The organism is Pseudarthrobacter sp. L19 (genome assembly GCF_050859435.1).
Classification (GTDB): Bacteria; Actinomycetota; Actinomycetes; order Actinomycetales; family Micrococcaceae; genus Arthrobacter.
This window is the reverse complement of record NZ_CP193935.1, coordinates 2545258-2567675: the sequence shown is the minus strand read 5'-3', so window position 1 is coordinate 2567675 and position 22418 is coordinate 2545258. Positions and strand designations below refer to the sequence as shown.

Annotated in this window: 16 protein-coding genes and 2 pseudogenes; 8 read left to right on the top strand and 10 right to left on the bottom strand. The window is 70.8% G+C overall.

Annotation, left to right across the window (positions count from 1 at the left end; all coding sequences use genetic code 11):
• Window positions 1-234 precede the first annotated feature (234 nt).
• The 3 genes and pseudogenes from ACRQ5B_RS12215 (at window position 235) to ACRQ5B_RS12205 (ending at window position 6555) form a co-directional block, all read left to right on the top strand.
• On the top strand, window positions 235-1659 hold the full coding sequence (locus tag ACRQ5B_RS12215) for an ABC transporter substrate-binding protein (protein ID WP_432394207.1): 1425 nt from the start codon (window positions 235-237) through the stop codon (window positions 1657-1659).
• Window positions 1660-1737: 78 nt separating this feature from the next.
• Window positions 1738-3239, top strand: a pseudogene (locus ACRQ5B_RS12210) (malate:quinone oxidoreductase).
• An 82-nt stretch (window positions 3240-3321) separates the two neighbouring features.
• Window positions 3322-6555, top strand: a complete 3234-nt coding sequence (locus tag ACRQ5B_RS12205) for an efflux RND transporter permease subunit (protein WP_432394204.1) — start codon at window positions 3322-3324, stop codon at window positions 6553-6555.
• A 34-nt stretch (window positions 6556-6589) separates the two neighbouring features.
• Here ACRQ5B_RS12205 and ACRQ5B_RS12200 read toward each other — a convergent pair whose 3' ends face one another.
• Window positions 6590-8047 (bottom strand): MFS transporter, encoded by a 1458-nt coding sequence (locus ACRQ5B_RS12200; RefSeq protein WP_432394201.1) that lies wholly within the window; start codon window positions 8045-8047, stop codon window positions 6590-6592.
• Between the two features lie 197 nt (window positions 8048-8244).
• On the opposite strand from ACRQ5B_RS12200, the gene ACRQ5B_RS12195 reads away from it, so the two are divergent.
• Both ACRQ5B_RS12195 and ACRQ5B_RS12190 read left to right on the top strand, forming a co-directional pair.
• Window positions 8245-9348, top strand: coding sequence for an LLM class flavin-dependent oxidoreductase (locus tag ACRQ5B_RS12195; protein ID WP_432394199.1), 1104 nt, complete (start codon window positions 8245-8247; stop codon window positions 9346-9348).
• Window positions 9348-9842: a MarR family winged helix-turn-helix transcriptional regulator gene (locus tag ACRQ5B_RS12190; protein WP_432394196.1), complete on the top strand. Its 495-nt coding sequence runs from the start codon at window positions 9348-9350 to the stop codon at window positions 9840-9842. Before ACRQ5B_RS12195 ends, ACRQ5B_RS12190 begins: the two co-directional genes overlap by 1 nt.
• Here ACRQ5B_RS12190 and ACRQ5B_RS12185 read toward each other — a convergent pair.
• The 3 genes from ACRQ5B_RS12185 to ACRQ5B_RS12175 form a co-directional block, all read right to left on the bottom strand.
• On the bottom strand, window positions 9839-10645 hold the full coding sequence (locus ACRQ5B_RS12185; RefSeq protein ID WP_432394193.1) for a transglutaminase-like domain-containing protein: 807 nt from the start codon (window positions 10643-10645) through the stop codon (window positions 9839-9841). The two genes, ACRQ5B_RS12190 and ACRQ5B_RS12185, sit on opposite strands and share 4 nt — an antisense overlap.
• A gap of 79 nt (window positions 10646-10724) precedes the next feature.
• Window positions 10725-11528, bottom strand: coding sequence for a hypothetical protein (locus ACRQ5B_RS12180; protein WP_432398757.1), 804 nt, complete (start codon window positions 11526-11528; stop codon window positions 10725-10727).
• A gap of 33 nt (window positions 11529-11561) precedes the next feature.
• On the bottom strand, window positions 11562-12914 hold the full coding sequence (locus ACRQ5B_RS12175) for a M20/M25/M40 family metallo-hydrolase (protein ID WP_432394191.1): 1353 nt from the start codon (window positions 12912-12914) through the stop codon (window positions 11562-11564).
• A 182-nt stretch (window positions 12915-13096) separates the two neighbouring features.
• Between ACRQ5B_RS12175 and ACRQ5B_RS12170 the strand changes: the two genes are divergently transcribed.
• On the top strand, window positions 13097-13714 hold the full coding sequence (locus ACRQ5B_RS12170) for a DUF1684 domain-containing protein (RefSeq protein ID WP_432398756.1): 618 nt from the start codon (window positions 13097-13099) through the stop codon (window positions 13712-13714).
• 4 nt (window positions 13715-13718) lie between these two features.
• Entirely contained in the window at window positions 13719-14204 is a 486-nt protein-coding gene (locus ACRQ5B_RS12165) for a GtrA family protein (protein ID WP_432394188.1), read from the top strand.
• A gap of 41 nt (window positions 14205-14245) precedes the next feature.
• Here the strand turns inward: ACRQ5B_RS12165 and ACRQ5B_RS12160 are convergent, their stop codons facing one another.
• From ACRQ5B_RS12160 to ACRQ5B_RS12135, 6 genes and pseudogenes are all read right to left on the bottom strand, one after another.
• A complete protein-coding gene (locus tag ACRQ5B_RS12160) occupies window positions 14246-15400 on the bottom strand; it encodes a cysteine desulfurase family protein (RefSeq protein ID WP_432394185.1) in 1155 nt (384 codons plus the stop codon).
• A pseudogene (gene nadC, locus ACRQ5B_RS12155) lies at window positions 15397-16420 on the bottom strand (carboxylating nicotinate-nucleotide diphosphorylase). Before nadC ends, ACRQ5B_RS12160 begins: the two are co-directional and overlap by 4 nt.
• Window positions 16417-18126 (bottom strand): L-aspartate oxidase, encoded by a 1710-nt coding sequence (nadB, locus tag ACRQ5B_RS12150; RefSeq protein ID WP_412883372.1) that lies wholly within the window; start codon window positions 18124-18126, stop codon window positions 16417-16419. The pseudogene nadC and the gene nadB overlap by 4 nt, the downstream one beginning before the upstream one ends.
• Entirely contained in the window at window positions 18123-19436 is a 1314-nt protein-coding gene (nadA, locus tag ACRQ5B_RS12145) for a quinolinate synthase NadA (RefSeq protein WP_432394182.1), read from the bottom strand. The genes nadB and nadA overlap by 4 nt, the downstream gene beginning before the upstream one ends.
• Complete coding sequence (locus tag ACRQ5B_RS12140) at window positions 19433-20143, bottom strand: NUDIX hydrolase (RefSeq protein ID WP_412883373.1); 711 nt, start codon at window positions 20141-20143, stop codon at window positions 19433-19435. Before ACRQ5B_RS12140 ends, nadA begins: the two co-directional genes overlap by 4 nt.
• Window positions 20144-20290: 147 nt before the next feature.
• Complete coding sequence (locus ACRQ5B_RS12135; RefSeq protein WP_412883374.1) at window positions 20291-20764, bottom strand: Lrp/AsnC family transcriptional regulator; 474 nt, start codon at window positions 20762-20764, stop codon at window positions 20291-20293.
• 172 nt (window positions 20765-20936) lie between these two features.
• Here ACRQ5B_RS12135 and ACRQ5B_RS12130 point away from each other — a divergent pair, with 172 nt between their 5' ends.
• On the top strand, window positions 20937-22316 hold the full coding sequence (locus ACRQ5B_RS12130) for an amino acid permease (protein ID WP_432394177.1): 1380 nt from the start codon (window positions 20937-20939) through the stop codon (window positions 22314-22316).
• The last annotated feature ends 102 nt before the right edge of the window (window positions 22317-22418 follow it).

Sequence of the window (22418 nt, the reverse complement as noted above, 5' to 3'; positions counted from 1 at the left end):
AGGACCGCGCAGGATGCGCCGCCTCGTTGCAGGCCTGGGCGCGCTGCTGCTCCTGGCCCCCTCGCCGCCTGCACGGGCGCACCCGGGCCGGTCCCGTCGTCGTCGGCCGCCGCCGGCACCGGGCCCACCGAAACCTTCACCTTCGGCACCGCGTCCCGCCCGCTGGGGCTGGACCCGGCGCTGGTCTCCGACGTCGACTCCTACCGCGTCACCCGGCAGATCCTCGAGGGCCTGGTGGGCGTTGACCAGAACAGCGGCAAGCCCACGCCGCTGCTGGCCACCGAGTGGAAGACCAGCGACGACGGCCGCACCTATACCTTTAAACTCCGCGACGGCGTGACCTTCCAGGACGGTACGCCGTTCGACGGTCCTGCGGTGTGCACAAACTTCAACCGCTGGTTCAACTTCTCCGAGGCGCTGCGCAAACAGGCCCCCGGGACCACGTTCAAGGGTGTCTTCAAGGCCAACGCCGACCAGGCCTCGCTTTCCATCTACAAGGGTTGCACCCCGCTCGCGGGCGGCAACGTCGAGATCGACCTGACCCAGCCCTTCACCGGCTTCCTGCAGGCGCTGACCCTGCCCGCCTTCGCCATGTCCTCACCGAAGGCCCTCGCGGCGCAGTCCGCCGACGTGCTGAACCAGACGAGGGACGGCCAGCCGGTCTCCGCCTACGCGCTGAAGCCGGTGGGAACCGGGCCCTACGTCTTCACGTCCTGGGACAACGACACCGTCACGCTCTCCAGCAACAAGAACTACTGGGGCGACAAGGGCCAGATCGCCACGATCAACTTCGTCACCTATGACCACCCGCAGACCCGGATGCAGGCGCTGCTGGACGGCAAAATCGACGCGTACGACTCCGTGACCGTGGGCAACTTCGACCAGCTGGTCAAGCGCGGCAAGCAGATCATCCAGCGCGACCCGTTCTCCGTCATGTACCTGGGCATGAACCAGGACATCCCCGCCCTGCAGGACCTCAAGGTGCGCCAGGCGATCGAGATGGCCCTGGACAAGGACACCCTGATCCGGAAGTTCTTCATCGACAACACGTCCTCGGCTTCCCAGTTCGTGCCGCCGAAGCTGAGCGGTTTCAACAACAACGCCCCGTCCCTGGGCCACGACCCGGCCAAGGCCAAGGAGCTGCTGGCCCAGTCCACGTACAAGGGCGAGGAGCTGAAGTTCTACTACCCGCTGAACGTCACCCGGCCGTACCTGCCGACGCCGGAGAAGGTGTACGCCGAGATCAGCCGCGAGCTGATCGCCGTCGGCCTGAACATCAAGCCCGTCCCGGTGGACTGGTCCGACGGCTACCTGCAGAAGGTCACCTCCCCCGGGGACCACGCCCTGCACCTGCTCGGCTGGAACGGTTCCTACGCGGACCCGGACAACTTCGTCGGTCCGCTGTTCGGCGAGAAGAACGGCGAGTTCGGCTACCAGGACCCGCAGGTGTTCTCCAAGATCGCCCGGGCCCGCGGCCTGCCGGACGGCAAGGACCGCACCGAGCAGTACCAGACCATCAACGCGCAGATCGCCGCGTCGGTGCCGGCCGTGCCGATCGCCTTCCCGATCTCCGCGCTGGCACTCTCCGACCGGGTGGTGAAGTACCCGGCGTCGCCGGTGCTCAACGAAGTTTTCACGAAGGTGGTCCTCAAGTCTTGACGTGCCGGGCCAATTTCAGTTAGTGGGCGGTGCGGGGATATTCTGTGACAGCCAGAGCCGCTGCTACCGGAGACTGATGTGACTTTCATTTCCAAGACCCAACACGCCGACGTCGTCCTGATTGGCGGCGGCATCATGAGCGCCACGCTCGGTGCCTTCCTCAAGCAGCTCGAGCCGAACTGGACCATCTCGCTGTTCGAACGACTGGACCGCCCGGGCCTGGAAAGCTCCGACCCCTGGAACAACGCCGGCACCGGCCACGCCGCGCTCTGCGAACTGAACTACTCCCCCGCGGCCAAAGACGGCTCGGTGGATCCGTCCAAGGCGCTGCACATCAACGAACAGTTCCAGCTCTCCCGCCAGTTCTGGTCCCACCTGGTCACCAACTCCCTGATCGGCTCCCCCAAGGGCTTCATCAACACCGTCCCGCACATGAGCTTCGTGGTGGGTGAAGAGAACACCAAGTTCCTGCGGACCCGGTTCGAGGCGCTCAAGCCCAACCCGCTGTTCCGTTCCATGGAGTACTCCGAGGACCAGGCGCAGATCGCCAAGTGGGCGCCGCTGATCATCAAGGGCCGCGACCCGAAGCAGCGCGTAGCCGCGACCCGCGCCGCGGAAGGCACCGACGTCGACTTCGGCGCCCTGACCCGTGAGCTCACCGGCTACCTGGGCAACAACGGCGTCGAGATCAACTACGGCCACGACGTCACCGGCATCAGCCGCGCCGCCGACGGCGGCTGGGACCTGTCCCTGAAGCACCCGCGCTCCGGTGAGCGGGGCTCCATCCACGCCAAGTTCGTCTTCGTCGGCGCCGGCGGCGGGCCCTGCACCTGCTGCAGGCCTCCGGCATCCCCGAGAGCAAGGGCTACGGCGGCTTCCCCGTCTCCGGCCAGTTCTTCCGCTGCACCGACGAGTCCCTGGCCGCCCAGCACAGCGCCAAGGTCTACGGCCAGGCGTCCGTGGGTGCCCCGCCGATGTCCGTGCCGCACCTGGACACCCGCTACGTCAACGGCAAGCGCTCCCTGCTCTTCGGCCCGTACGCCGGCTTCTCCACCAACTTCCTGAAGAACGGCTCCTACCTGGACCTGCCGCTGTCCATCCGCCCCTCCAACATCATCCCGATGCTGGCCGTGGCCAAGGACAACATGGACCTCACCGCCTACCTGGTCAAGGAGGTCGCCAAGCGTCACGGCGCCAAGGTCGAGGCCCTGCGCGAGTACTACCCCGAGGCCAAGGACGGCGACTGGGAGCTCATCACCGCCGGCCAGCGCGTGCAGATCATCAAGAAGGACCCGAAGAAGGGCGGCGTGCTGCAGTTCGGCACCGAGGTCATCGCGGGCCGCGACGGCAGCATCGGCGCCCTGCTGGGTGCCTCCCCGGGTGCCTCCACCGCCGTGCCGATCATGATCGAACTGCTGCAGAAGGCCTTCCCGAAGGACTTCAAGGGCTGGCAGGGCAAGCTCAAGGAGATGATGCCGGGTTACGGCGTCAAGCTCAACGAGAACCCGGAACTCGCCGCGCAGCTCGAGGCCGACACGGCCAAGGTCCTGCAGCTGGAAACTGTCCCGGCCTCCCGCTGAAACTCTGCCGGGTTGCGGCACGTTTAGTCCCTTGAGGCGTTCCGTCGGGTACGGCGTCCGTAGACCCCACAGGAGTTCATGAATGTTCCGGCTGGCCAGGCTCTCGCTCGGAAACCGGGCGCTGATCGCGCTGATCACCGTCTTTGCCTCGGTCTTCGGGGTGATCACCATGACCTCGCTGAAGCAGGAGCTCATCCCCTCGATCGAGTTCCCGCAGATCACGGTGATCACCTCGATGCCGGGCGCCTCGCCCGAGGTCGTGGACAAGCAGGTGAGCGGTCCGCTGGAGACCGCCCTGCGCGGCGTCGAGGGCCTGGAGTCGACGTCGTCCACTTCGCGCAACGGCGTCTCGCAGATCACCTTGGCGTTCACCTACGGCTCCAACCTGGACCGGGCCCGGAACCAGATCGACCGGGCCATCTCCAACGCCAAGCAGGCGCTGCCCAAGGACGTCCAGCCGCAGGCGATCGCCGGCAGCATCAGCGACTTCCCGATCGTGTACCTGGCGGTCTCCTCGGACAAGCCGCTCAGTGAGCTCAACACCGACCTCGCCCGGCTGAGCGTGCCCCGGCTGCAGAAGATCGACGGCGTCCGCGGCGCCGAGGTCACCGGCGGCGCCACCGAGCACATCCAGATCCAGCCCAAACCCGAGGCGATGGCGGCAGCCGGCACCTCCATCCAGGCGATCAGCGATGCCCTGAAGAACAACGGCAGCCTGGTCCCGGCCGGCAGCATCCAGGACCAGGGCAAGACCCTGTCCCTGCAGATCGGCAGCCCGGTGGACTCCGTGGACGCCATCAAGGCCCTGCCGCTGGGCGGGGCGCGCGACGCCGCCACGATCGGCACCGTCGCGGACGTCTCCATCGCCGAGGACGCCCGCACCTCCATCACCCGCACCAACGGCAAGGAGACGCTGGCCGTCTCCGTCACCAAGAAGCCCGAGGGTGACACCGTGGGCATCTCGCACGCGGTCAAGGACGCCATTCCCCAGCTGGAGGCAGAGCTGGGGTCCAACGCCAAGTTCACCCCGGTCTTCGACCAGGCGCCGTTCATCGAGAAGTCCATCAAGGACCTCACCACCGAGGGCCTGCTGGGCCTGGGCTTCGCCGTCGGCATCATCCTCCTGTTCCTGCTCTCGGTCCGCTCCACCCTGGTTACGGCCGTCTCGATTCCGCTCTCGCTCCTGATCACGTTCATCGGGCTGAAGGCCACCGGGTACTCGCTGAACATCCTGACCCTGGGCGCGCTGACCATCGCGATCGGCCGCGTAGTGGACGACTCGATCGTGGTGATCGAGAACATCAAGCGGCACCTCAGCTATGGCGAGGCGAAGATCACCGCCATCCTCACCTCCATCCGCGAGGTGGCCGGGGCGATCACGGCCTCGACCCTGACCACGGTGGCGGTGTTCCTGCCGATCGCGTTCGTGGCGGGCCTGGCCGGCGAACTGTTCCGTCCCTTCGCGCTGACGGTCACCATCGCGCTGATTTCCTCGCTGCTGGTCTCCCTGACGATCGTGCCGGTGCTTGCCTACTGGTTCCTGCGCAACCCCCGATCCCGGGAAAAGACAGCCCGGGACACAACAGCCCGTACCGACGCCCCGGATACCGAGGCGGCCGAGAAGGCGCACGACGCCGAGCGCCGCAGCCTGCTGCAGCGCGGCTACCTTCCGGTGCTCACCAAGACCCAGCGGCACCCCGTCATCACGCTCATCGCCTCCGTCCTGATTCTGGGCGGCACCGCGGCGATGACCCCGCTGCTGGCCACCGACCTGCTGGGCAACTCCGGCGAGAACAGCCTGACCGTGCGCCAGGCGCTGCCCGCGGGCACCAGCCTGGACCAAGGCAACGCGGCCGCCGTCAAGGTCGAGGACGTGCTCCGCGGCATCGACGGAATCAAGAACGTCCAAGTCACCACGGGCAACGCCCAGACCGGTTTCTCCGCCCTGCAGTCCACCGGCGCCGCCAACTCCACCTTCACCGTGGTCACGGACGACAAGGCGGACCAGAAGAAGCTGCAGGACACCGTGCGCACCCGGCTGGCCGCGATTTCCGACGCGGGCACGATCACCGTCGGCTCGCAGCAGGGCGGCTTCGGGACGACGTCGACCGTGGACATCACGCTCAAGGCCGCCGGCTCGAACGACCTGCAGACCGCCAGCGACGCCGTGGTCAAGGCCATGGACGGCGTCCCCGGCTCCTCTGAGGTCAGCACCAACCTGGCCGCCAGCCAGCCCGTGGTCCAGGTCAAGGTGGACCGCGCCAAGGCCACCGCGGCCGGGCTCAACGAGCAGCAGGTCGCCGGTGTCCTCGCCTCCACCATCAGCCCGATCCCGGCCGGCACGGTACGGATCGGCACCAACGACTACCCCGTCCGGATCGGCGAGGGGACGAAGTTCAGCAGCATCGGCGCCGTCCGTGACCTGCAGCTGCCGACCGCCCGCGGACCCGTGCCGCTGTCCTCCATCGCCTCCGTGGAGCAGGCGGACGTGCCGGTTTCCATCACCGCCAGCAACGGCCAGCGGACCGCACGCGTCTCCGTGACCCCCTCCGGCGGAAACCTCGGCGCCGTCAGCACCGAGGTGCAGGCCCGGCTCAAGACGGTCCAGCTGCCGCCGGGCGTCACCGCGGAAATCGGCGGCGCCACGACGCAGCAGGCCGAGTCCTTCGGCCAGCTGGGCCTGGCCCTCCTGGCCGCGATCGCGATCGTCTACGTGATCATGGTGGCGACCTTCAAGTCCCTGGTGCAGCCGCTGATCCTCCTGGTGTCCATCCCGTTCGCGGCGACCGGCGCGATTGCCCTGCTGCTGATCACCAAGGTCCCGCTGGGCCTGCCGTCACTGATCGGCATGCTGATGCTGGTGGGCATTGTGGTGACCAACGCGATCGTGCTGATCGACCTGATCAACCAGTACCGTCAGCCGCGCAACGGCGAGCCCGGCATGAACGTCGCCGACGCCATCACCCACGGCGCCCGCCAGCGCCTGCGCCCCATCCTGATGACGGCCCTGGCCACGGTCTTCGCCCTGACCCCGATGGCCCTCGGACTGACCGGCGGCGGCGGGTTCATCTCCCAGCCGCTCGCCGTCGTTGTCATCGGCGGCCTGATCTCCTCCACCGCCCTGACCCTGATCCTGGTCCCCGTGCTGTACCGGCTGGTCGAGGGCCGGCGGGAACGGAAGGCCCTGGAGCGCGACGGCGGCTCCCCCGCCCGTGGACGCCACGCCCGGCCCGCGGATGACGCCTCCGTTGACGCGAACGCCGCCGCAACCACCGACGTCGCCGACCCGGACGAGGCCCCGGCGCTCCGCAACTAACTCTCTCCTCCGCGCCTGCTGCGAGCTCCATGGGTCAGGTGCGGGCGTTGGCGGGGCCAACGGCGGTTTCCGGGGCCGGGTCCGAGAACGCCAGCCGGGGCACCAGGGCCAGGGCTGCCGCCGCGGCCAGGCCGGTGACGCCGCAGATCGCCCAGACCAGCAGGTAGCCGGCCAGCGGGGCCGCGGTCTGCCCCGCGTCCGCACCCCCGACCCCGGCGTCGGCCGCGGCGTGGCTGAGCAGGGCGATGCCGAACACCGCCGAGGCGAACGCCCCGCCGATGGTCTTGGTGGTGTTGGTCAGCCCGGTGGCCATGGCGGTCCGGTTCAACGGGGCCGCGGCCGCCGCGGCCGAGGGCAGCGCGGCCACCAGCGCGCCGGAGCCGACGCCGGCGATGGCCATGTTCACCAGCGTCTCGGCCAGGCTGGAGTGCAGCGGGAGGAACAGCAGGTAGCCGACGCCCACCAGCGCGGCGGCCCCCACCAGGGTCAGGCGCGGGGTCAGCCGCCGGGTCACCAGCGGATACAGCAGGGCCCCGGCGAGCAGCGCCAGCACGTACACCCCGATGATGATGGAGACCTGGCCGGAGCGGAGCCCCAGCCCGTAGCCGTAGGTCCCCGGATCGGTGCGGGCGAAGGTGGACAGCGGGGCCTGGGCGCCGAGGACCGAGACGCCGAAGAGTCCGGCCGTGAGCTGTACGGGCCACATCGCCGGGGACCGCAGCATCCGGATGTCCACCAGCGGGTCCTCCTTCCGCAGCTCCACCCGCACGAACAAGACGCACACGGCGACGCCGGCGGCCAGCACCGCCCAGACCCACCAGGCGCCGGGACCGTTCAGCCGGACCAGGGTCAGCCCGGAGGTGACGAGCAGCAGGCCGACGGCGAGCAGCGCCAGGCCCTGGGTGTCCACCCGGCCTGCGGCGCGCCCGGCGGACTCCGGGACCCCGAAGCGGATCACGAACCAGCAGGCGGTGACCGCGAGCGCGGGCACGGTCAGCACCAGCGGCAGCTGGCCGGCCAGCGCCTCGGCGAGCGCCCCGGAGGCGAGGGCCCCGGCGATCACGCCGAACTCCAGCGCCCCCACCAGGACGCCGGCCGCACGCCGGGTGAGCGCGGCGCCGTCGGGCCGTCCGTGCACCCGGCTGAAGACGAGGGCGATCTCCAGCGGCAGCCAGACAACGTAGAACCCCTGCAGCGACCAGGCGGCGAGGAAGGTCCAGAAGTCCGGTGCGAACGCCACCGCCCAGGACGCGGCGGCGGTGAGAGCGGTGGAAACCAGAAGGATCCGCCGGTGCCCGTAGAGGTCGCCAAGCTTGGCCAGCACCGGAACGGCGAGGGCGCTGACGGTCAGCTGCGCCGCCTCGAACCAGTTGACGTCTGCGTCGTGGATGCCCAGGTGGCGGGCGATGTCCGTGAGGATGGGCGTGTAGTACCCCTGCAGGATGCCGCTGGTGAGTTCCACCAGGCAGAGGAACGCGATGATCCGGCGCATGCGGGCCTTCCTTACGGGCTGGACCCGGGCTGGCCAGCGGATTGATTGCATCCTAGGTGCAGGCACGGCCGGCGGCGGCGAAGGTCCGGGAATACCTGCGCGTGGCGGCTGTTATACCGGTCGATAGATGCAAATGCATGTAAATCGGTTACACTTGGAGCAGGACCCCGGAAGCCTCCGGAACGGAAAGGATCATCATGCAGATCGGCGTATTCAGCGTCAGCGACATCACGACCGACCCCACCACGGGCCGGACCCCCACCGAGCACGAGCGCATCAAGGCCTCGGTGGCGATCGCCAAGAAGGTCGAAGAGATCGGCATGGATGTCTACGCCATCGGCGAGCACCACAACCGGCCGTTCTTCTCCTCCTCCCCCACCACGACGCTGGCCTACATCGCGGCTCAGACGGAGCGGATCATCCTCTCCACCGCCACCACCCTGATCACCACGAACGACCCGGTGAAGATCGCCGAGGATTTCGCGATGCTCCAGCACCTGGCCGACGGCCGCGTGGACCTGGTGCTGGGCCGCGGCAACACCGCCCCCGTCTACCCCTGGTTCGGCAAGAACATCCAGGACGGCATCGAACTTGCGATCGAGAACTACTCCCTGCTGCGCAAGCTCTGGGACGAGGACACGGTCAACTGGTCCGGCAAGCACCGCACCCCGCTGCAGAACTTCACCTCCACGCCGCGCCCGCTCGACGGCGTCGCCCCCTTCGTCTGGCACGGTTCCATCCGCACCCCGCAGATCGCCGAGGTCGCCGCGTACTACGGTGACGGCTTCTTCGCCAACAACATCTTCTGGCCCAAGGAGCACTACCAGCAGCTGATCGGCCTGTACCGGGAGCGCTACGAGCACTACGGCCACGGCAAGGCGGACCAGGCGATCGTGGGCCTCGGCGGCCAGTTCTTCATGCGGAAGAACTCCCAGGACGCGGTCAAGGAGTTCCGCCCCTACTTCGACAACGCCCCGGTCTACGGCCACGGCCCCTCCCTCGAGGACTTCACCTCGCAGACCCCGCTGACGGTCGGCAGCCCGCAGGAAGTCATCGAGAAGACCCTGACGTTCCGCGAGTACTTCGGCGACTACCAGCGCCAGCTCTTCCTGATCGACCACGCCGGCCTGCCGCTAAAGACCGTCCTGGAGCAGCTGGACCTGTTCGGCGAGGAGGTGCTGCCGGTGCTGCGCAAGGAGTACGCGGAGAAGACCCCGGCGCACGTCCCGGCACCGCCCACCCACGCCGGCCGCGTCGCCGCGCAGCTGGCGGCCCACCAGGCCGCCCCGCAGGAGGCGTGATGGCCGCGGGTGCGCCCGGAGGGGGCGCCGGGACCGGTACCTCCCCGGCGCCGACGGTGCGGCTGGCAGCCCAGGCCTGGGAATCGCTGTTCCGTGCGCAGGTGGCCGTCATGCGGCGCCTGCAGGGCGGCCCGGCCTTCCGTGACCTGGCCGTCAATGAATACGACGTGCTGTTCACCCTCTCGGGCTGCCCCACGGGCTGGCTGCGGCAGAACGAACTGAACGATCACGTGCTGTTGAGCCAGTCCAGCCTGAGCCGGCTGGTGGAGCGGCTGGAGAAGCGGGGGCTGGTCGAACGGCGGCCGGCCCCCGACGACGGCCGCGGCGTCCTGGTCCGTCTCACCGATGCCGGCAGGGAACTGCAGAAGCAGATCGGCCGGGAGCACGTGCGGGACATTGCAGCCCTGGTGAGCCCCGCCCTGACCGCCGAGGAGCAGCAGGAGCTGCTGCGGCTGACGGACAAGCTGCGGGCCTCGGTACAGGCCCGCAGCTAGCGGATGGTCACCAGTGCGGCCGAGTCCTCCTCCGGCAGGTCCCCTGTCACCGTGGCGGTGACCTTGAGTTCCCTCAGGGACAGGCTGCCGCCCACGGTGGAAAGGAAGGCCGTGTCCGAGGAGTCCCTGCCGGCGGTGATCCGCAGCATGCTCTCCCGCGGCGCCAGGCCGGTCGGGTCTATCACGTGCCAGGCGCCGTCGACGTGGGCCTCCGCGACGGCGTGGAAGTCCATGGGGCTCAGCCCGGGGGCGTAGACGGCCGCCAGGCGCGCAGGGACGTTCTTGGAGCGCAGCAGGGCGATCGCCAGGTGGGCGAAGTCGCGGCAGACGCCGCGCCGGTGCAGCAGTGTCTCGACGGCGCCGTCGGTGCCGCGCGAGGAGCCGCTGACATAGCGCAGCTCATTGAAGACCCAGTCGCGGACGGCGTGCAGCAGTTCCGGACCCTGCAGGCCGCCGAACTCGGCGTAGGCCGTCGGCAGCAGCCGGTCCGATTCGGCGTAGCGGCTGGGCCGCACGTAGCGGATCAGTTCCATCAGCCCCGGCTCCTCGGGGTCCGCGGCGCCGGTGACGGTGGCGTTGTACTCCACCAGCACGTCGGTGGGCTCGGCGAACTCCATGTAGTGGAACCGGCCGCCGTGGTGGTCGGCGAGCTCGGTCAGGGGAACCTCGACGCCGTCGGCGGTGACGGAGAGTTCCTCGTCGAAGCCGGTGTAGCCGGGGTTGCGCGCCACAGCCACGGCCATGGCGACCTTGGTGCCGGCCACGGTCTTGAAGGCCATGCGGGCGGACACGATGCGTTCCATAATTCTCCGGGGGTGCGGGCGGGGCGCGTGGGCCTGCCGCCGGGGGTTCCCTGGCTGCCGTGGGGCCGGCGCGGCAGGGCTACTGTGTGATCCTCAGCGACATTAGCATCCGCTGGACGTTGGCGAATTCGGACCCCTCGTTGACGTAGGCGTCCGCCTGGGCCAGCGTGTCGAACGCCTTGGCCGGAGCCACCCGCTGGTCCGGGGCAAACGCCGTCAGCTCGCCCAGGTCGCCGAAGGAGTAGTCGCCCTTGCCTTCCGGCCCGCGGACCACGTTCTGCAGGGCGCAGGCCTTGCCCCCGGTGCCGCCGACGATGTTGGTGATGCCGTAGGAGCCGAAATACTTGTAGCCCTGGATCACCCGGTAGACCACGTGCGGGTCGATCATCCCGTCACCGGAGGCGTGCGGCAGGTCCACCGGCACGCTGCTGACCACGATGTAGGACTTGGCGGCGTCGGGCGCGCAGGAGGCAGGCGTCCGCGGCGGCAGTCCCGTCTGCAGGGTGGCGAGGTAGTGGCCGGCGGCGTCCTTGACCTCGACCTTGACCGCACCGGGAAGGCTGCCCTGGGCCGGGGTCTGCGACTGGGCGATCCACTCCTGCGGCAGCTCGAAGCTGACCGACTTGGCCGGATCGGTATAGGTCTTCCAGGCCGCCGCCGTGGCGCCGGCCGACGCCGTCGCAGTGGACGTTGAGCCGGGTGACGTTGAGCCGGGTGACGCGGTTCCCGGCGAGCCGGAGTCTTGCGCCGTTGCCGTCCCGCCGGCGTCGGCCGTCCATTGGGGTGCGGCGGGGCCGCCGGAGCACCCCGCGAGCACGCCGGTGCCGAGCACCAGCGCCGCGACCAGCCCCACCGGCACCCCGGTCCCCAGCCTCATCCGCATCATGCTGCCAGCGTAGTGCGGTCCCGGCGCCGCTCAGAGCTTCCGGAGCAGCGTTTCGTAGAAGCGTACGCCGCGGCCCAGGGCCTCGAGGGAGATCTTCTCGTCGACGGCGTGAATGGAGGCCCGGTCCGCCCGGTCCATGGCGAACGGCGCGAACCGGTACACCGCTTCGCAGATTCCGGTGAAGCGTCGGGAGTCGGTGCCGCCCATCATGATGTACGGGGTGACGATCGCCTCCGGGTAGGCCGTGCCGATGCACTCCGTCAGCAGCTCCCACGCCGGGCCGTGGCTCGCGGAGACCGGGGAGGGTCCGTTGCCCTCCACCACGCGCAGCTCCACCTTGGGGTCGCGGATGATCCGGCGCAGGCGCTCCACCGTGCCGGCCACGCTCTCTCCGACGGCCACGCGGATGTTGGCGTTGGCGGCGGCGGTGGCGGCCAGGACGTTGGCTCCGGCGCTGCCCCGCAGCGTGGTGATGGCGACGGTGGTCCGGGTCATGGCGTTGGTCTCGCCGCCCAGCCGGCCGAACAGCCAGGTCAGGGGCGTGCGCAGGCGCTCCACGCGGGCGAAGGCCAGCCGCAGCGGGAGGGGCGCGTGCGGGCCGAAGCGGCGCAGCATCTCGGCGGTGACGTCGGGCAGGTGCTGCGGGAACGGGTGGTTTTCGATCCGGGTGATGGCCCTGGCCAGCCGGGCGGTGGCGCCCATCCGGGGCGGCGTGGAGGCGTGGCCGCCGGGGTCGCGGGTGAGCAGTTCGACGTCGAGGATCCCCTTTTCGGCCACGCCGACGACGGCGGCCGGCCGGGTGACGCCCGGGAAGGCCCCGCCGGCGACGGCGCCGCCCTCGTCCAGCACGAGCGCCGGCCGGACACCCCGTTCGGCCAGCAATGCCGCGGCGGCGGCGGCGCTGTCCCCTGCGGTCTCCTCGTTGTCGCCGAAGGAGAAGTAGACGTCCCGTTCCGGCGCGAACCCCTCGGCCAGCAGCGCCTCCGCGGCGGAAAGGATCACCGCCAGCTGCCCCTTGTCGTCCAGGGTGCCACGGCCCCAGAGATGCGTGCCGTCGTTATGGCCGGAGAACGGCGGGTGGGTCCAGGCCGCTTCGTCTCCGGCGGGCACGACGTCGTAGTGGGCCATCAGCACCGCCGGTCCCGCCAGGCCGCCGGCCGGATTGTTTGCTGGGCCGCCCGCCCAGCGGAACAGCAGGGCGCGGCCGTTGACCCGTTCCACGTCCAGCGCCGCGTATACCCGCGGGAACAGCCCGGGCAGCGCGGCCAGGAACGCCTCGAATTCGGCCTCGTCAGTCCCTCCCGGGGTACGGGAAGAGACGGTCCGGAAGCTCACCAGGGAGGCGAGGGCGTCCGCTACGGCGGCTGTGTCGGTGCTGTGCATGCGCGCCAGTCTAGGCACCGCAGGCCCCGGACGGCCGGAGGCGTCACCGCGCGCGGGGACCGCGGCGCAAACAGGGTTAGGCTGGAGGGATGTCGGAACAGGATCTTGAGGGTACGGATACGGATGTCCAGTCGGAGGCGGCTGCCGGGACGGAGGCCGACGAAGGGGACGACGTCCTGCAGATGACCGCGCTTGACATCGCCGACTGGCGGCTGCGGACCTTCGACCTGTACGCCACCGTCCGGAAGATCGCCGCGGACAGCCCCGCCGAGGCGCACGCCTACTGGCGCCACACCCGCGACCGGATGTTCGTCACCCACCCCGCCTCGCCCCTGACCCGGGCCGCGAAGGCCGAATTCTCCGGCCTGAAGACCGCCGACTACGACCCGATCTACCGTTTCCACGTCCCGATCACCCCGGAAGGGGCCGGGCGTGAGATGAACGTCGAGACCGGCACCGACGGCGTCGTCCGCTTCGTCCGCCTCGGCACCTTCGACCTGCCCGAGATCGGCCAGCTGGCCGTCTGGAAGCACCAGGGCTACGGCGGTGGCATCTTCGTGCCGTTCCGCGACGCCACCGCGGGACAGACCGGCGGCAGCTACGGTGCCGGCCGCTACCTGATCGACACGATCAAGGGCGCCTTCCACGGCGTGACCGGATCCGGCCCGGACGCCAGCTTCGTCCTGGACTTCAATTTCGCGTACAACCCTTCCTGCGCCTACAACGAGGCCTGGGCCTGTCCGCTGCCCGGCCCGTCCAACCGGCTGGCCGTCGAACTGCCGGCCGGGGAGCTTTACTAGCCGGATGGAACCCCAACTCCAGGCCGACCCGCCCGGGGCCGCCGCTCCCCCGGTGACCCGCCCGCCCCGGCGGCGCGGGCTGCTGCGGTACCCGGTGGTCCGGCAGCTGCTGCGGTTCACCGGCGTCGGCGTGGTCTGCACGGTGACGTCGCTGGCGCTCTTCGCGCTGCTGCGGCCCTGGATCGGACCGCAGCCGGCCAACGCCGCGGCGCTGATCCTGACCTCGCTGATGAACACGGCGCTGAACCGGCGGCTGACGTTTAAGATCACGGAGACCCACCGGATGCGCCGCGACCACCTCAACGGCCTGATCGTGATCCTGGTGGCGCTGCTCATCACCGGCGGCAGCCTGGGCATCCTGCACTGGGTCAAGCCGGACGCCACCGTGGCCGAGGAGCTCTGGACCACCACGCTCTCCGGCTTCCTCGCCACCGCCGTGCGGTTCACGATGCTGCGGCACTGGATCTTCCGGCGGGCCCGGCACCGCTAAAGCCCTTCGCCAATAAAGCCCGGCACCGCTAGGGCCCGGCGTTACGCCCCGAGGGACCGCACGCTGCCGACCGCCCCGCGGACGGCGGCGGCCGCCTGGTCCAGCTCGGCCGCGGTGATGGCGGCGTCGAAACTGAACCGGACCGCCGTCTGCGCCACCGCTGCGGGGATGCCCAGCGCCACCAGCACCGGGGAGGGTTCATCGGACCCGGCGGCGCAGGCCGAGCCGCTGGAGCACACCACGCCCCGGCGCTCCAGCTCCAGCAGCACCGACTCGCCGCTGGTGCCGGGGAAGCAGAACGACGCCACGGAGGGTAGCCGCTCGGCCGGGTGCCCGGTCAGGACCGCACCCGGCACGCCTTCGAGGACCGCGGCGATGAACCCGTCCCGCAGCGCCGCAACCCGGGCGGCACGCCCGGCCTGGTCCTGCGCCGCGAGCGTCAGCGCCGTCGCCAGCGCCACCGCGGCGGCAACGTTCCCGGTCCCGGAGCGGCGGCCGCGTTCCTGGCCGCCGCCGTGGACCAGCGGCTCCAGCCGGGTCCGGCCGCGCACCACCAGGGCTCCGCAGCCCTTGGGCGCGCCGAGCTTGTGCCCGGACACCGAGAGCGCGGCCACGCCCAGCGCCTTCGCGTCCAGCGGCAGCCAGCCGGCGGCCTGCACCGCGTCGGTGTGCAGCGGGACGCCCGCGGCCGCGGCCAGGCCGGCCAGCCGGGCCACGGGCTGGACGGTTCCCACCTCGTTGTTGGCGTACATGACGCTGACGACGGCGGTCTCCGGGCGCAGCGCCGCGGCGATGGCATCCTCCGTGACCTGGCCGTGGCGGTCCACCGGGATCACGTCCACCGCGAAGCCGTGCACGCGTTCGAGGTAGCGGGCGGACTCGGTCACGGCGGGATGCTCGACGGCGCTGATGGCCACTCGGTCCAGCCGGGGGTCTGCCGCGCGGCGGGCCAGTGCGATGCCCTTGACGGCCAGGTTGTCCGCCTCCGTGCCGCCCGAGGTGAACACCACCTCCCCGGGCCGGCAGCCCAGGACCCGGGCAGCGGCCGCCCGGGCGTCGGCGAGCGCCGCCGCGGCCGCCTCCCCCAGCGAGTGGTGGCTGGAGGGGTTGCCGAACTCCCCGCTCAGGTGGGGCCACATGGCCGCCAGCACCTCCCGGCGGACCGGGGTGGTGGCGGCCGCGTCGAGGAAGATCACGGCGTCCCCTGGGCTCCCGGTTCGGGCTGCGGGGTGGTGCCGGAGCCGGCGTCGGTGCCCAGATCGGTGTTCAGATCGGTGCCTAGTTCAACGTCCAGTTCAATATCCAGCCCCAGGTCCAGGGCGGCGACGCTGTGGGTGAGGGCGCCGATGGAGATCACGTCCACGCCCGTGGCGGCGATCGCGGCCACGCTGCCCAGGTTGACGTTGCCGCTGGCCTCCACCCGGGCGCGCCCGGCCACCAAGTCGACGCCGTCGGCCAGCTCCATGAGCGTGAAGTTGTCCAGCATGATGGTATCCACCCCGGCGGCGAGCACCGGCTCGATCTGCTCCATGGTGTCCACCTCCACCTCGAAGTGGGTGGTGTGGCCCAGCCGGGCCTTCGCCTCCCGCAGCACGGCGGTCAGCCTGGCCGGGTCTCCCCGGTGAGCACGGCCAGGTGGTTGTCCTTGGCCAGGACGGCGTCCGAGAGTCCCGCCCGGTGATTGCTGCCACCCCCGCACCGCACGGCGTAACGTTCCAGCACGCGCAGTCCCGGGGTGGTCTTGCGGGTGTCGGTGATGCGGGCCCGCGTGCCGGCCACGAGGGCCACGTACTCGGCGGTCTTCGTGGCAATCGCGCTCATCCGCTGCACCAGGTTCAGTGCCACCCGCTCGGCCAGCAGCACGCCGCGGGCGTCCCCGTGACCCGGGCCAGGGGCGTGCCCGCGTCGAAGCGCTCTCCATCCGCTACCAGCAGGGTCACGGCGGCGTCCGGGTCGGCGAGTTTCATGGCCGCCGCGAAGACCTGGCCGCCGCTGAGCACCCCGGGCACGCGGGCGGCCAGCACCGCCGTCGCGCGGGTCCCGGCGGGGATGAGCGTCTGGGAGGTGATGTCCCCGTAGGGGGCGTCCTCCGCGAGCGCGGCGCGCAGGACGGCGTCGACGGCGGCGGCCGGCAGGGTCCCGGCCACGGCTGCGGGAACGACGGCGGGGCTCGCGGCCGGGCGGGGGCTGCGGGCGGCCGGGGCGGGTGCTGTCATGACGTGATCCTTTGCTTGGAACGGGTGGCGTGCCGCGGGCCGTGGGTGGGCTGCGGCAGGTGGAGGTACCGGGGCTCCGGGGTGTCCGGGACAGCCGCCGCCGCCTCCGGGTCCGCCCGGAAGTGGGCGCCCACCGAGCCGGTGCGGCGCCGGGCCGCCTCAACGAGGAGCGTGGCGGCCAGCAGCAGGTTGCGGTCCTCGTGCCCGGCCTGGTCTGCGCTCTCCGATACGGTCTCCGGGCGGAGGTCGGACGCCCAGGCGGCGAGCCGGGCCGCCGCAGCGTCCAGCCCGGCGCCCGTGCGCGAGACCCCGGCGGTCCGGGTCATGAGCCGTCCCAGGGCATCCCGGGAAAACGCCACGGGACGGGGGTCCGGCGTGACGTCCCCCAGTGGGGCCGACCGGGCAGTTCCCTTCACGGAGGAAGGCGCCGCGTGGTCGCCGAGGAAGTCCTCCACGGCCCGGCGCCCAAAGACCAGCCCTTCCAGCAGGGAGTTGCTGGCGAGCCGGTTGGCCCCGTGCACCCCGGTGCGGGCGACCTCCCCGGCGGCGTAGAGCCCCGGGACGGTGGTGCGCCCGGCGAGGTCGGTGGCGACGCCGCCCATCCAGTAGTGCGCCGCCGGCGAGACGGGCACGGTCTCTGCCGTCCAGTCGTAACCGGCCGCGCGCGTGCCCGCGGTGATGGTGGGGAACCGTCGTGCCAGGTAGCCGGCGCCGCGGGCGTCCTCGATCCCCCGCGCGTCGAGGTGGACGGCGGTTCCGGGGTCGGCGCCGGTTGCGGCGAGGTGCAGGGCGATGCTGCGGGAGACGACGTCGCGCGGTGCCAGTTCGGCGTCGGGGTGGTAGGCCGGCAGGAAGCGGCGGCCGGCGGCGTCGCGGAGGACGGCGCCCTCACCACGCACGGCCTCGGAGACCAGCAGGGCGGGCGGGCCGTCGGGGGTGTCGGCGGTGGCCAGGGTGGTGGGGTGGAACTGGTAGAACTCCAGGTCCCGGACGGCGGCACCGGCGCGCCAGGCCAGGGCCAGGCCGTCGGCGGTGGCGACCCGCGGGTTGGTGGTGCGGGAGAACATCCGGCCTGCACCGCCGGTGGCCAGCAGCACGGCCTCGGCGTCCAGTTGGTGTCTGCGTCCGCCGGCGAGGTAGGCGACGCCGATGACCGCCGCGGGGTTTTGGTCGCGGGCCTCCTGGTCGCCCGTATCCGGCCCGGTCAGCAGCGCGGTGGCGAAGGCCCCGGTGAGGACCCGCAGCCGCCCGCGGGCGGCCTGTTGCAGCACGGCGGCACCGAGGGCGTGGGAAATCCGCGCGCCCGTGGCGTCGCCGCCGGCGTGCAGGATCCGCGCGGCGGAGTGTGCCGCCTCCAGGCCCAGCGCGGGACCACCGGTGGCGGCGGCGTCGAACTCCACGCCGAAGCGGCGCAGCCCGGCGATGTCCCGTACCGCCTCGGTGCAGAGCACCCGGACGGCCTCCGGGTCGCACAGCCCGGCGCCGGCGGCGAGGGTGTCGGCGATGTGGGCGGCGACCGAGTCCCCGGAGGCAGCCTCTCCCGGGCCCAGGACGGCGGAGATCCCGCCCTGGGCGTAGCCGGTGTTACCGTCCCCGAGCGTCCCCTTGGTCAGCAGCACCGCCTCGACGCCGGGAGCCTCGGCCGCGAGCAGCGCGGCGTAAAGCCCGGCGATGCCGCTGCCGATAATGACCAGACGCCTGGTCACGGCCGCGCCGCCAGCATGCGTTCCAGTGCCACCCGGGCCGGGGCCGCGACGTCGTCGGCCACGGTGATCCGGTTGACCACCTCGCCGCGGACCAGGGACTCGAGCACCCAGGCGAGGTAGCCGGGGTGGATGCGGTACATCGTGGAGCAGGGGCAGATCACCGGGTCCAGGCAGAAGATCGTGTGCTGCGGGTACTCCGCGGCCAGGCGGTTGACCAGGTTGATCTCGGTGCCGACGGCGAAGACCGTGGGCTCGGTGGCGGCCGCGATGGCCTTCCGGATGAAGTCGGTGGAGCCGGCGGCGTCCGCTGCGTCAACCACCGGCATCGGGCACTCGGGGTGCACGATCACCTGCACGTCCGGGTACTCGGCCCGCGCCTTCTCGATCTGCGCGACGGTGAAGCGCTTGTGCACGGAGCAGAAGCCGTGCCAGAGAATCACGCGGGAGTCCTGCAACGTCTGCTCGTCGTTGCCGCCGAGGTCCTTGCGCGGATTCCACATCGGCATCTGCTCCAGCGGCACTCCCATGGCCTTGGCGGTGTTGCGGCCCAGGTGCTGGTCGGGGAAGAACAGCACCCGCTGGCCGCGCTCGAACGCCCATTCCAGCACCGTGGCGGCGTTCGAAGAAGTGCAGACGATGCCGCCGTGCTCGCCGCAGAAGCCCTTGAGTGCGGCCGAGGAGTTCATGTAGGTGACCGGGACGACCGGGACCCGGCCGTCGGCGTCGGGTTCGGTGCCGAAGAGTTCCTCCAGCTGCTCCCAGCACTCGGTGACCGAGTCGATGTCCGCCATGTCCGCCATCGAGCAGCCGGCGGCGAGGTTGGGCAGGATCACGGCCTGCTCCGGGGCGGAGAGGATGTCCGCGGTTTCGGCCATGAAGTGCACGCCGCAGAAGACGATTGCCTCCGCCTCGGGCCGGGTCAGCGCCGCGTTGGCCAGCTGGAAGGAGTCGCCCACGAAGTCGGCGTATTCGACCACCTCGTCGCGCTGGTAGAAGTGGCCCAGGATCACGGCCCGGTCCCCCAACGTGGCCTTGGCGGCGCGGATCCGGGCGTCGAGTTCGGCGTCGGTGGCCCGCTTGTACTCCTCAGGCAGCTGCCCCTGCCGCGGGGTCGACGGCGGGGCCACGTCGGCTGCCGAGGCGCCCGGACCGTACGCCGGGACGCCGGCGAGGGCCTCGGCCAGGTCGAAGTCCCAGGGACCGCTGGCCAGCGCGGGGCTGCACGTGGACCCCGCGGCCGCACTGCCTGTTACCTGGCCTGTGGCCGCTCCCCGGGTGATCAGCTGGATCGCCGTGTTGACGCTGCTCATGGTGTGCTCCTGTGGTCGGGATCGAGGCCGGGGCGGCCGGTGTAACGGTAGAGGCGGGGCGGGCGGTGTTTGCCGCCCTGGAGGTATTCGTCGGTTTCCTCGATTTCCGGGGCTGCCTTGATCTGGCGGCGGAAATTCGCGGGGTCCAGCTCGCGGTCCAGGACGGCCTCGTAGACCTCGCGCAACTGGGCGAGGGTGAAGTACTCGCCCAGGAAGTGGAAGGCGATGGGGCCGTATTCGAGCTTGTTGCGCAGCCGCCACAGCGCGTAGTCGACGATCGCATTGTGGTCGAAGGCCAGCTGGCCAGGCCGGTCCGCCCGCACCCAGCGAACGTTCTCCGACTCGTCGGCGAGCGCCGCCTCGGTGGGCCGCACCAGCGCCCAGTAGACGATCGAAACCACGCGCTGGGTGGGTGAGCGGTGCAGGCCGCCGAAAGCGTAGAGCTGTTCGAGGTAGCTGGGCGCCAGGCCGGTGGTCTCGCGCAGGTTCCGGGATGCGGCATCTTGCAGGGACTCGTCGTGGCTGAGCGGGCCGCCCGGGAGCGCCCACAGGCCCTTGTACGGTTCACGGATCCGCCGCACCAGCGGGATCCAGAGGGTGGGCCGGCCCGAGGTCTCGCTGGGCCGGAGGGCGAAGATCACCGTGGAAATGGCCAACGACGGCGGCGCGAGGCGGCGCTCGCTGACATTGGCCGGTGAGGTGTACATGGTGCTCTGCCCCCGCGGTTCGGGGTCCGGGGCCGGTGGCGGACCCCGGCCGGACGGCTCCGGCCCGACTGCCGGAGTAGTTATAGTCCGATTGACTAGAACTGATTCTACGCCGACGCCGGCGGGGCACCAAATGGTGACGGCGCGCTACTGCGGGCGGGCCGCTGCCTCCAGCAGCGGCAGCGTCCTGCCCTCGAAGTGGGTGTTGAGCACGATCACCGACGAGGAGCGCAGCACGGTCCGCGTGGCGATCATGGCATCAAGGACCCTCTGCAGGTCCGGGTTGGAGCGGGCGGCGATCCGGGCCATCAGGTCCGAACTGCCGGAGACGGTGTGGATCTCGATCAGTTCCGGGATCTGCGCCAGCGCCTCGACGACGGCGTCGTGGCCCAGGTCCTGGTTGATGGTCAGCGAGCAGAACGCCACCACGGGGTAGCCGAACCGGGCGGGGTCCGGCTGCGGCACCCAGGAGCCGATCACGCCGGACTCCTGCATGCGGTCAAGCCGGGACTGCACGGTCGCGCGGGCCACCTTCAGCACGCGGGAGGCCTCCAGCACGGAGGAGCGCGGGGAGTCGGTGAAGAATCGGACAATTTTGGCATCGAGCGCGTCGACGGTCATGGCGGATTCCTCGATTTCGGGCGAAGCGGAAGTACAAACAGCCGGAAAACGGCCAGTTTTGAAAGCAAACTGCCACCATAATCTCACGCCGGTGGTTCTTCGGCGCCGCGGACGGGCGGTAAATTCAAATGGTCCCAAAAGGACATCCCACCACGCAGAGAAGGTCCGCCAGATGACAACGAAGTCCGCCGCGACGGAACCCGGCCGCGAGCTCGGCCACACCATGCTGCCCCGGCAGCTGACCATGATGGGCCTCGGCAGCGCGATCGGCGCCGGCCTGTTCCTGGGCTCCGGTGCGGGCGTCCAGGCCGCCGGCCCCGCCGTCCTGCTCTCCTACCTGGTGGCCGGGACGCTGATCATCATCGTGATGTGGGCCCTCGGCGAGATGGCCGCGGCGAACCCCGTCAGCGGGGCGTTCTCCGTCTACGCCCAGCGCGCCCTCGGCAACACCGCCGGCGCCACCGTGGGCTGGCTCTGGTGGCTGCAGCTGGTGGTGGTGATCGCCGCCGAGGCCCTCGGCGCGGCTGGCCTGCTCTTCACCGTCTGGCCGGTGCTGCCGGTCTGGGCCCTGTCGCTGATCTTCATGGCGGTGTTCACCGCCATCAACCTCGCCGGCGTGAAGAACTTCGGCGAGTTCGAGTTCTGGTTCGCGATCCTCAAGGTCGCCGCGATCGTGATCTTCCTGATCATCGGTGCCGCCCTGATCCTCGGGCTGCTGCCGGACGTGCCGGGCCCGGGCCTGTCCGTCATCACCGCCGACTTCGCGCCCGCAGGCCTGGGCGGCATCGCCACGGCCCTGTTCGTGGTGATCTTTGCCTTCGGCGGCACCGAAATCGTCAGCGTCGCCGCCGCCGAGACCAAAGACCCGGAGCGCAGTGTGCGCCACGCGATCCGGACCGTGGTCTGGCGCATCCTGGTCTTCTACATCGGCTCGGTCTTCGTGATCGCCGCGGTTCTGCCCTCGACGTCGGAGGGGCTGAAGTCGCCCTTCGCCGGAGTCCTGGACGCCGCCCGGATTCCCGGGGCGGGGGCCGTCATCACCCTGGTGGCCGTCGTCGCCCTCCTCTCGGCCCTGAACGCAAACCTCTACGGGGCGTCCCGGATGGCCTTCTCGCTCTCCCAGCGCGGGGAGGCGCCGCGGGTGCTGTCCCGGCTGAACGCCGCCCGAGTCCCGGTGGTGGCGGTTGCGGTCTCGGTGGCCTTTGGCTTCATCGCCGCCGTGCTGGAACTGCTCTTCCCGGACCGGATCCTGCCGGCGCTCTTCCAGCTGGTGGGATCGACCTGCCTGGTGGTCTGGGGCTCGGCCCTGGTCTCGCAGCTGGTGCTGCGCCGCCGGGCCGACCGGGACGGCACCGTGCTGCCGCTGCGGATGAAGGGGTTCCCGGTGCTGACGATCGTCGGCCTGGTGCTGCTGGCGCTGATCTTCGCGGTCGGGTTCAGCAGCCCGGAGAGCAGCAAGCAGCTGGTCAGCACCCTGATCCTGGTGGCCGCCATCGCCGCAGCCTGCTGGGCCGGGGCCCGGTTCGGCAGGACCCGCCGGACAGACGGCTGACCCGACCGGGGCGCAGCTATACAAGCTGCTACCCATGGAGGCGTAGACGCCGGCAGATTTTGGCAGATTGGCCAGCGTGTTGTGGGCTGATTGCCCAATGCC

Coding starts and splice junctions, on each gene's coding strand:
- ACRQ5B_RS12205 (WP_432394204.1), top strand. CDS start 3,322: ATGTTCCGGCTGGCCAGGCTCTCGCTCGGAAACCGGGCGCTGATCGCG.
- ACRQ5B_RS12200 (WP_432394201.1), bottom strand. CDS start 8,047: ATGCGCCGGATCATCGCGTTCCTCTGCCTGGTGGAACTCACCAGCGGC.
- ACRQ5B_RS12195 (WP_432394199.1), top strand. CDS start 8,245: ATGCAGATCGGCGTATTCAGCGTCAGCGACATCACGACCGACCCCACC.
- ACRQ5B_RS12190 (WP_432394196.1), top strand. CDS start 9,348: ATGGCCGCGGGTGCGCCCGGAGGGGGCGCCGGGACCGGTACCTCCCCG.
- ACRQ5B_RS12185 (WP_432394193.1), bottom strand. CDS start 10,645: ATGGAACGCATCGTGTCCGCCCGCATGGCCTTCAAGACCGTGGCCGGC.
- ACRQ5B_RS12180 (WP_432398757.1), bottom strand. CDS start 11,528: ATGCGGATGAGGCTGGGGACCGGGGTGCCGGTGGGGCTGGTCGCGGCG.
- ACRQ5B_RS12175 (WP_432394191.1), bottom strand. CDS start 12,914: ATGCACAGCACCGACACAGCCGCCGTAGCGGACGCCCTCGCCTCCCTG.
- ACRQ5B_RS12170 (WP_432398756.1), top strand. CDS start 13,097: ATGACCGCGCTTGACATCGCCGACTGGCGGCTGCGGACCTTCGACCTG.
- ACRQ5B_RS12165 (WP_432394188.1), top strand. CDS start 13,719: ATGGAACCCCAACTCCAGGCCGACCCGCCCGGGGCCGCCGCTCCCCCG.
- nadA (WP_432394182.1), bottom strand. CDS start 19,436: ATGAGCAGCGTCAACACGGCGATCCAGCTGATCACCCGGGGAGCGGCC.
- ACRQ5B_RS12140 (WP_412883373.1), bottom strand. CDS start 20,143: ATGTACACCTCACCGGCCAATGTCAGCGAGCGCCGCCTCGCGCCGCCG.
- ACRQ5B_RS12135 (WP_412883374.1), bottom strand. CDS start 20,764: ATGACCGTCGACGCGCTCGATGCCAAAATTGTCCGATTCTTCACCGAC.
- ACRQ5B_RS12130 (WP_432394177.1), top strand. CDS start 20,937: ATGACAACGAAGTCCGCCGCGACGGAACCCGGCCGCGAGCTCGGCCAC.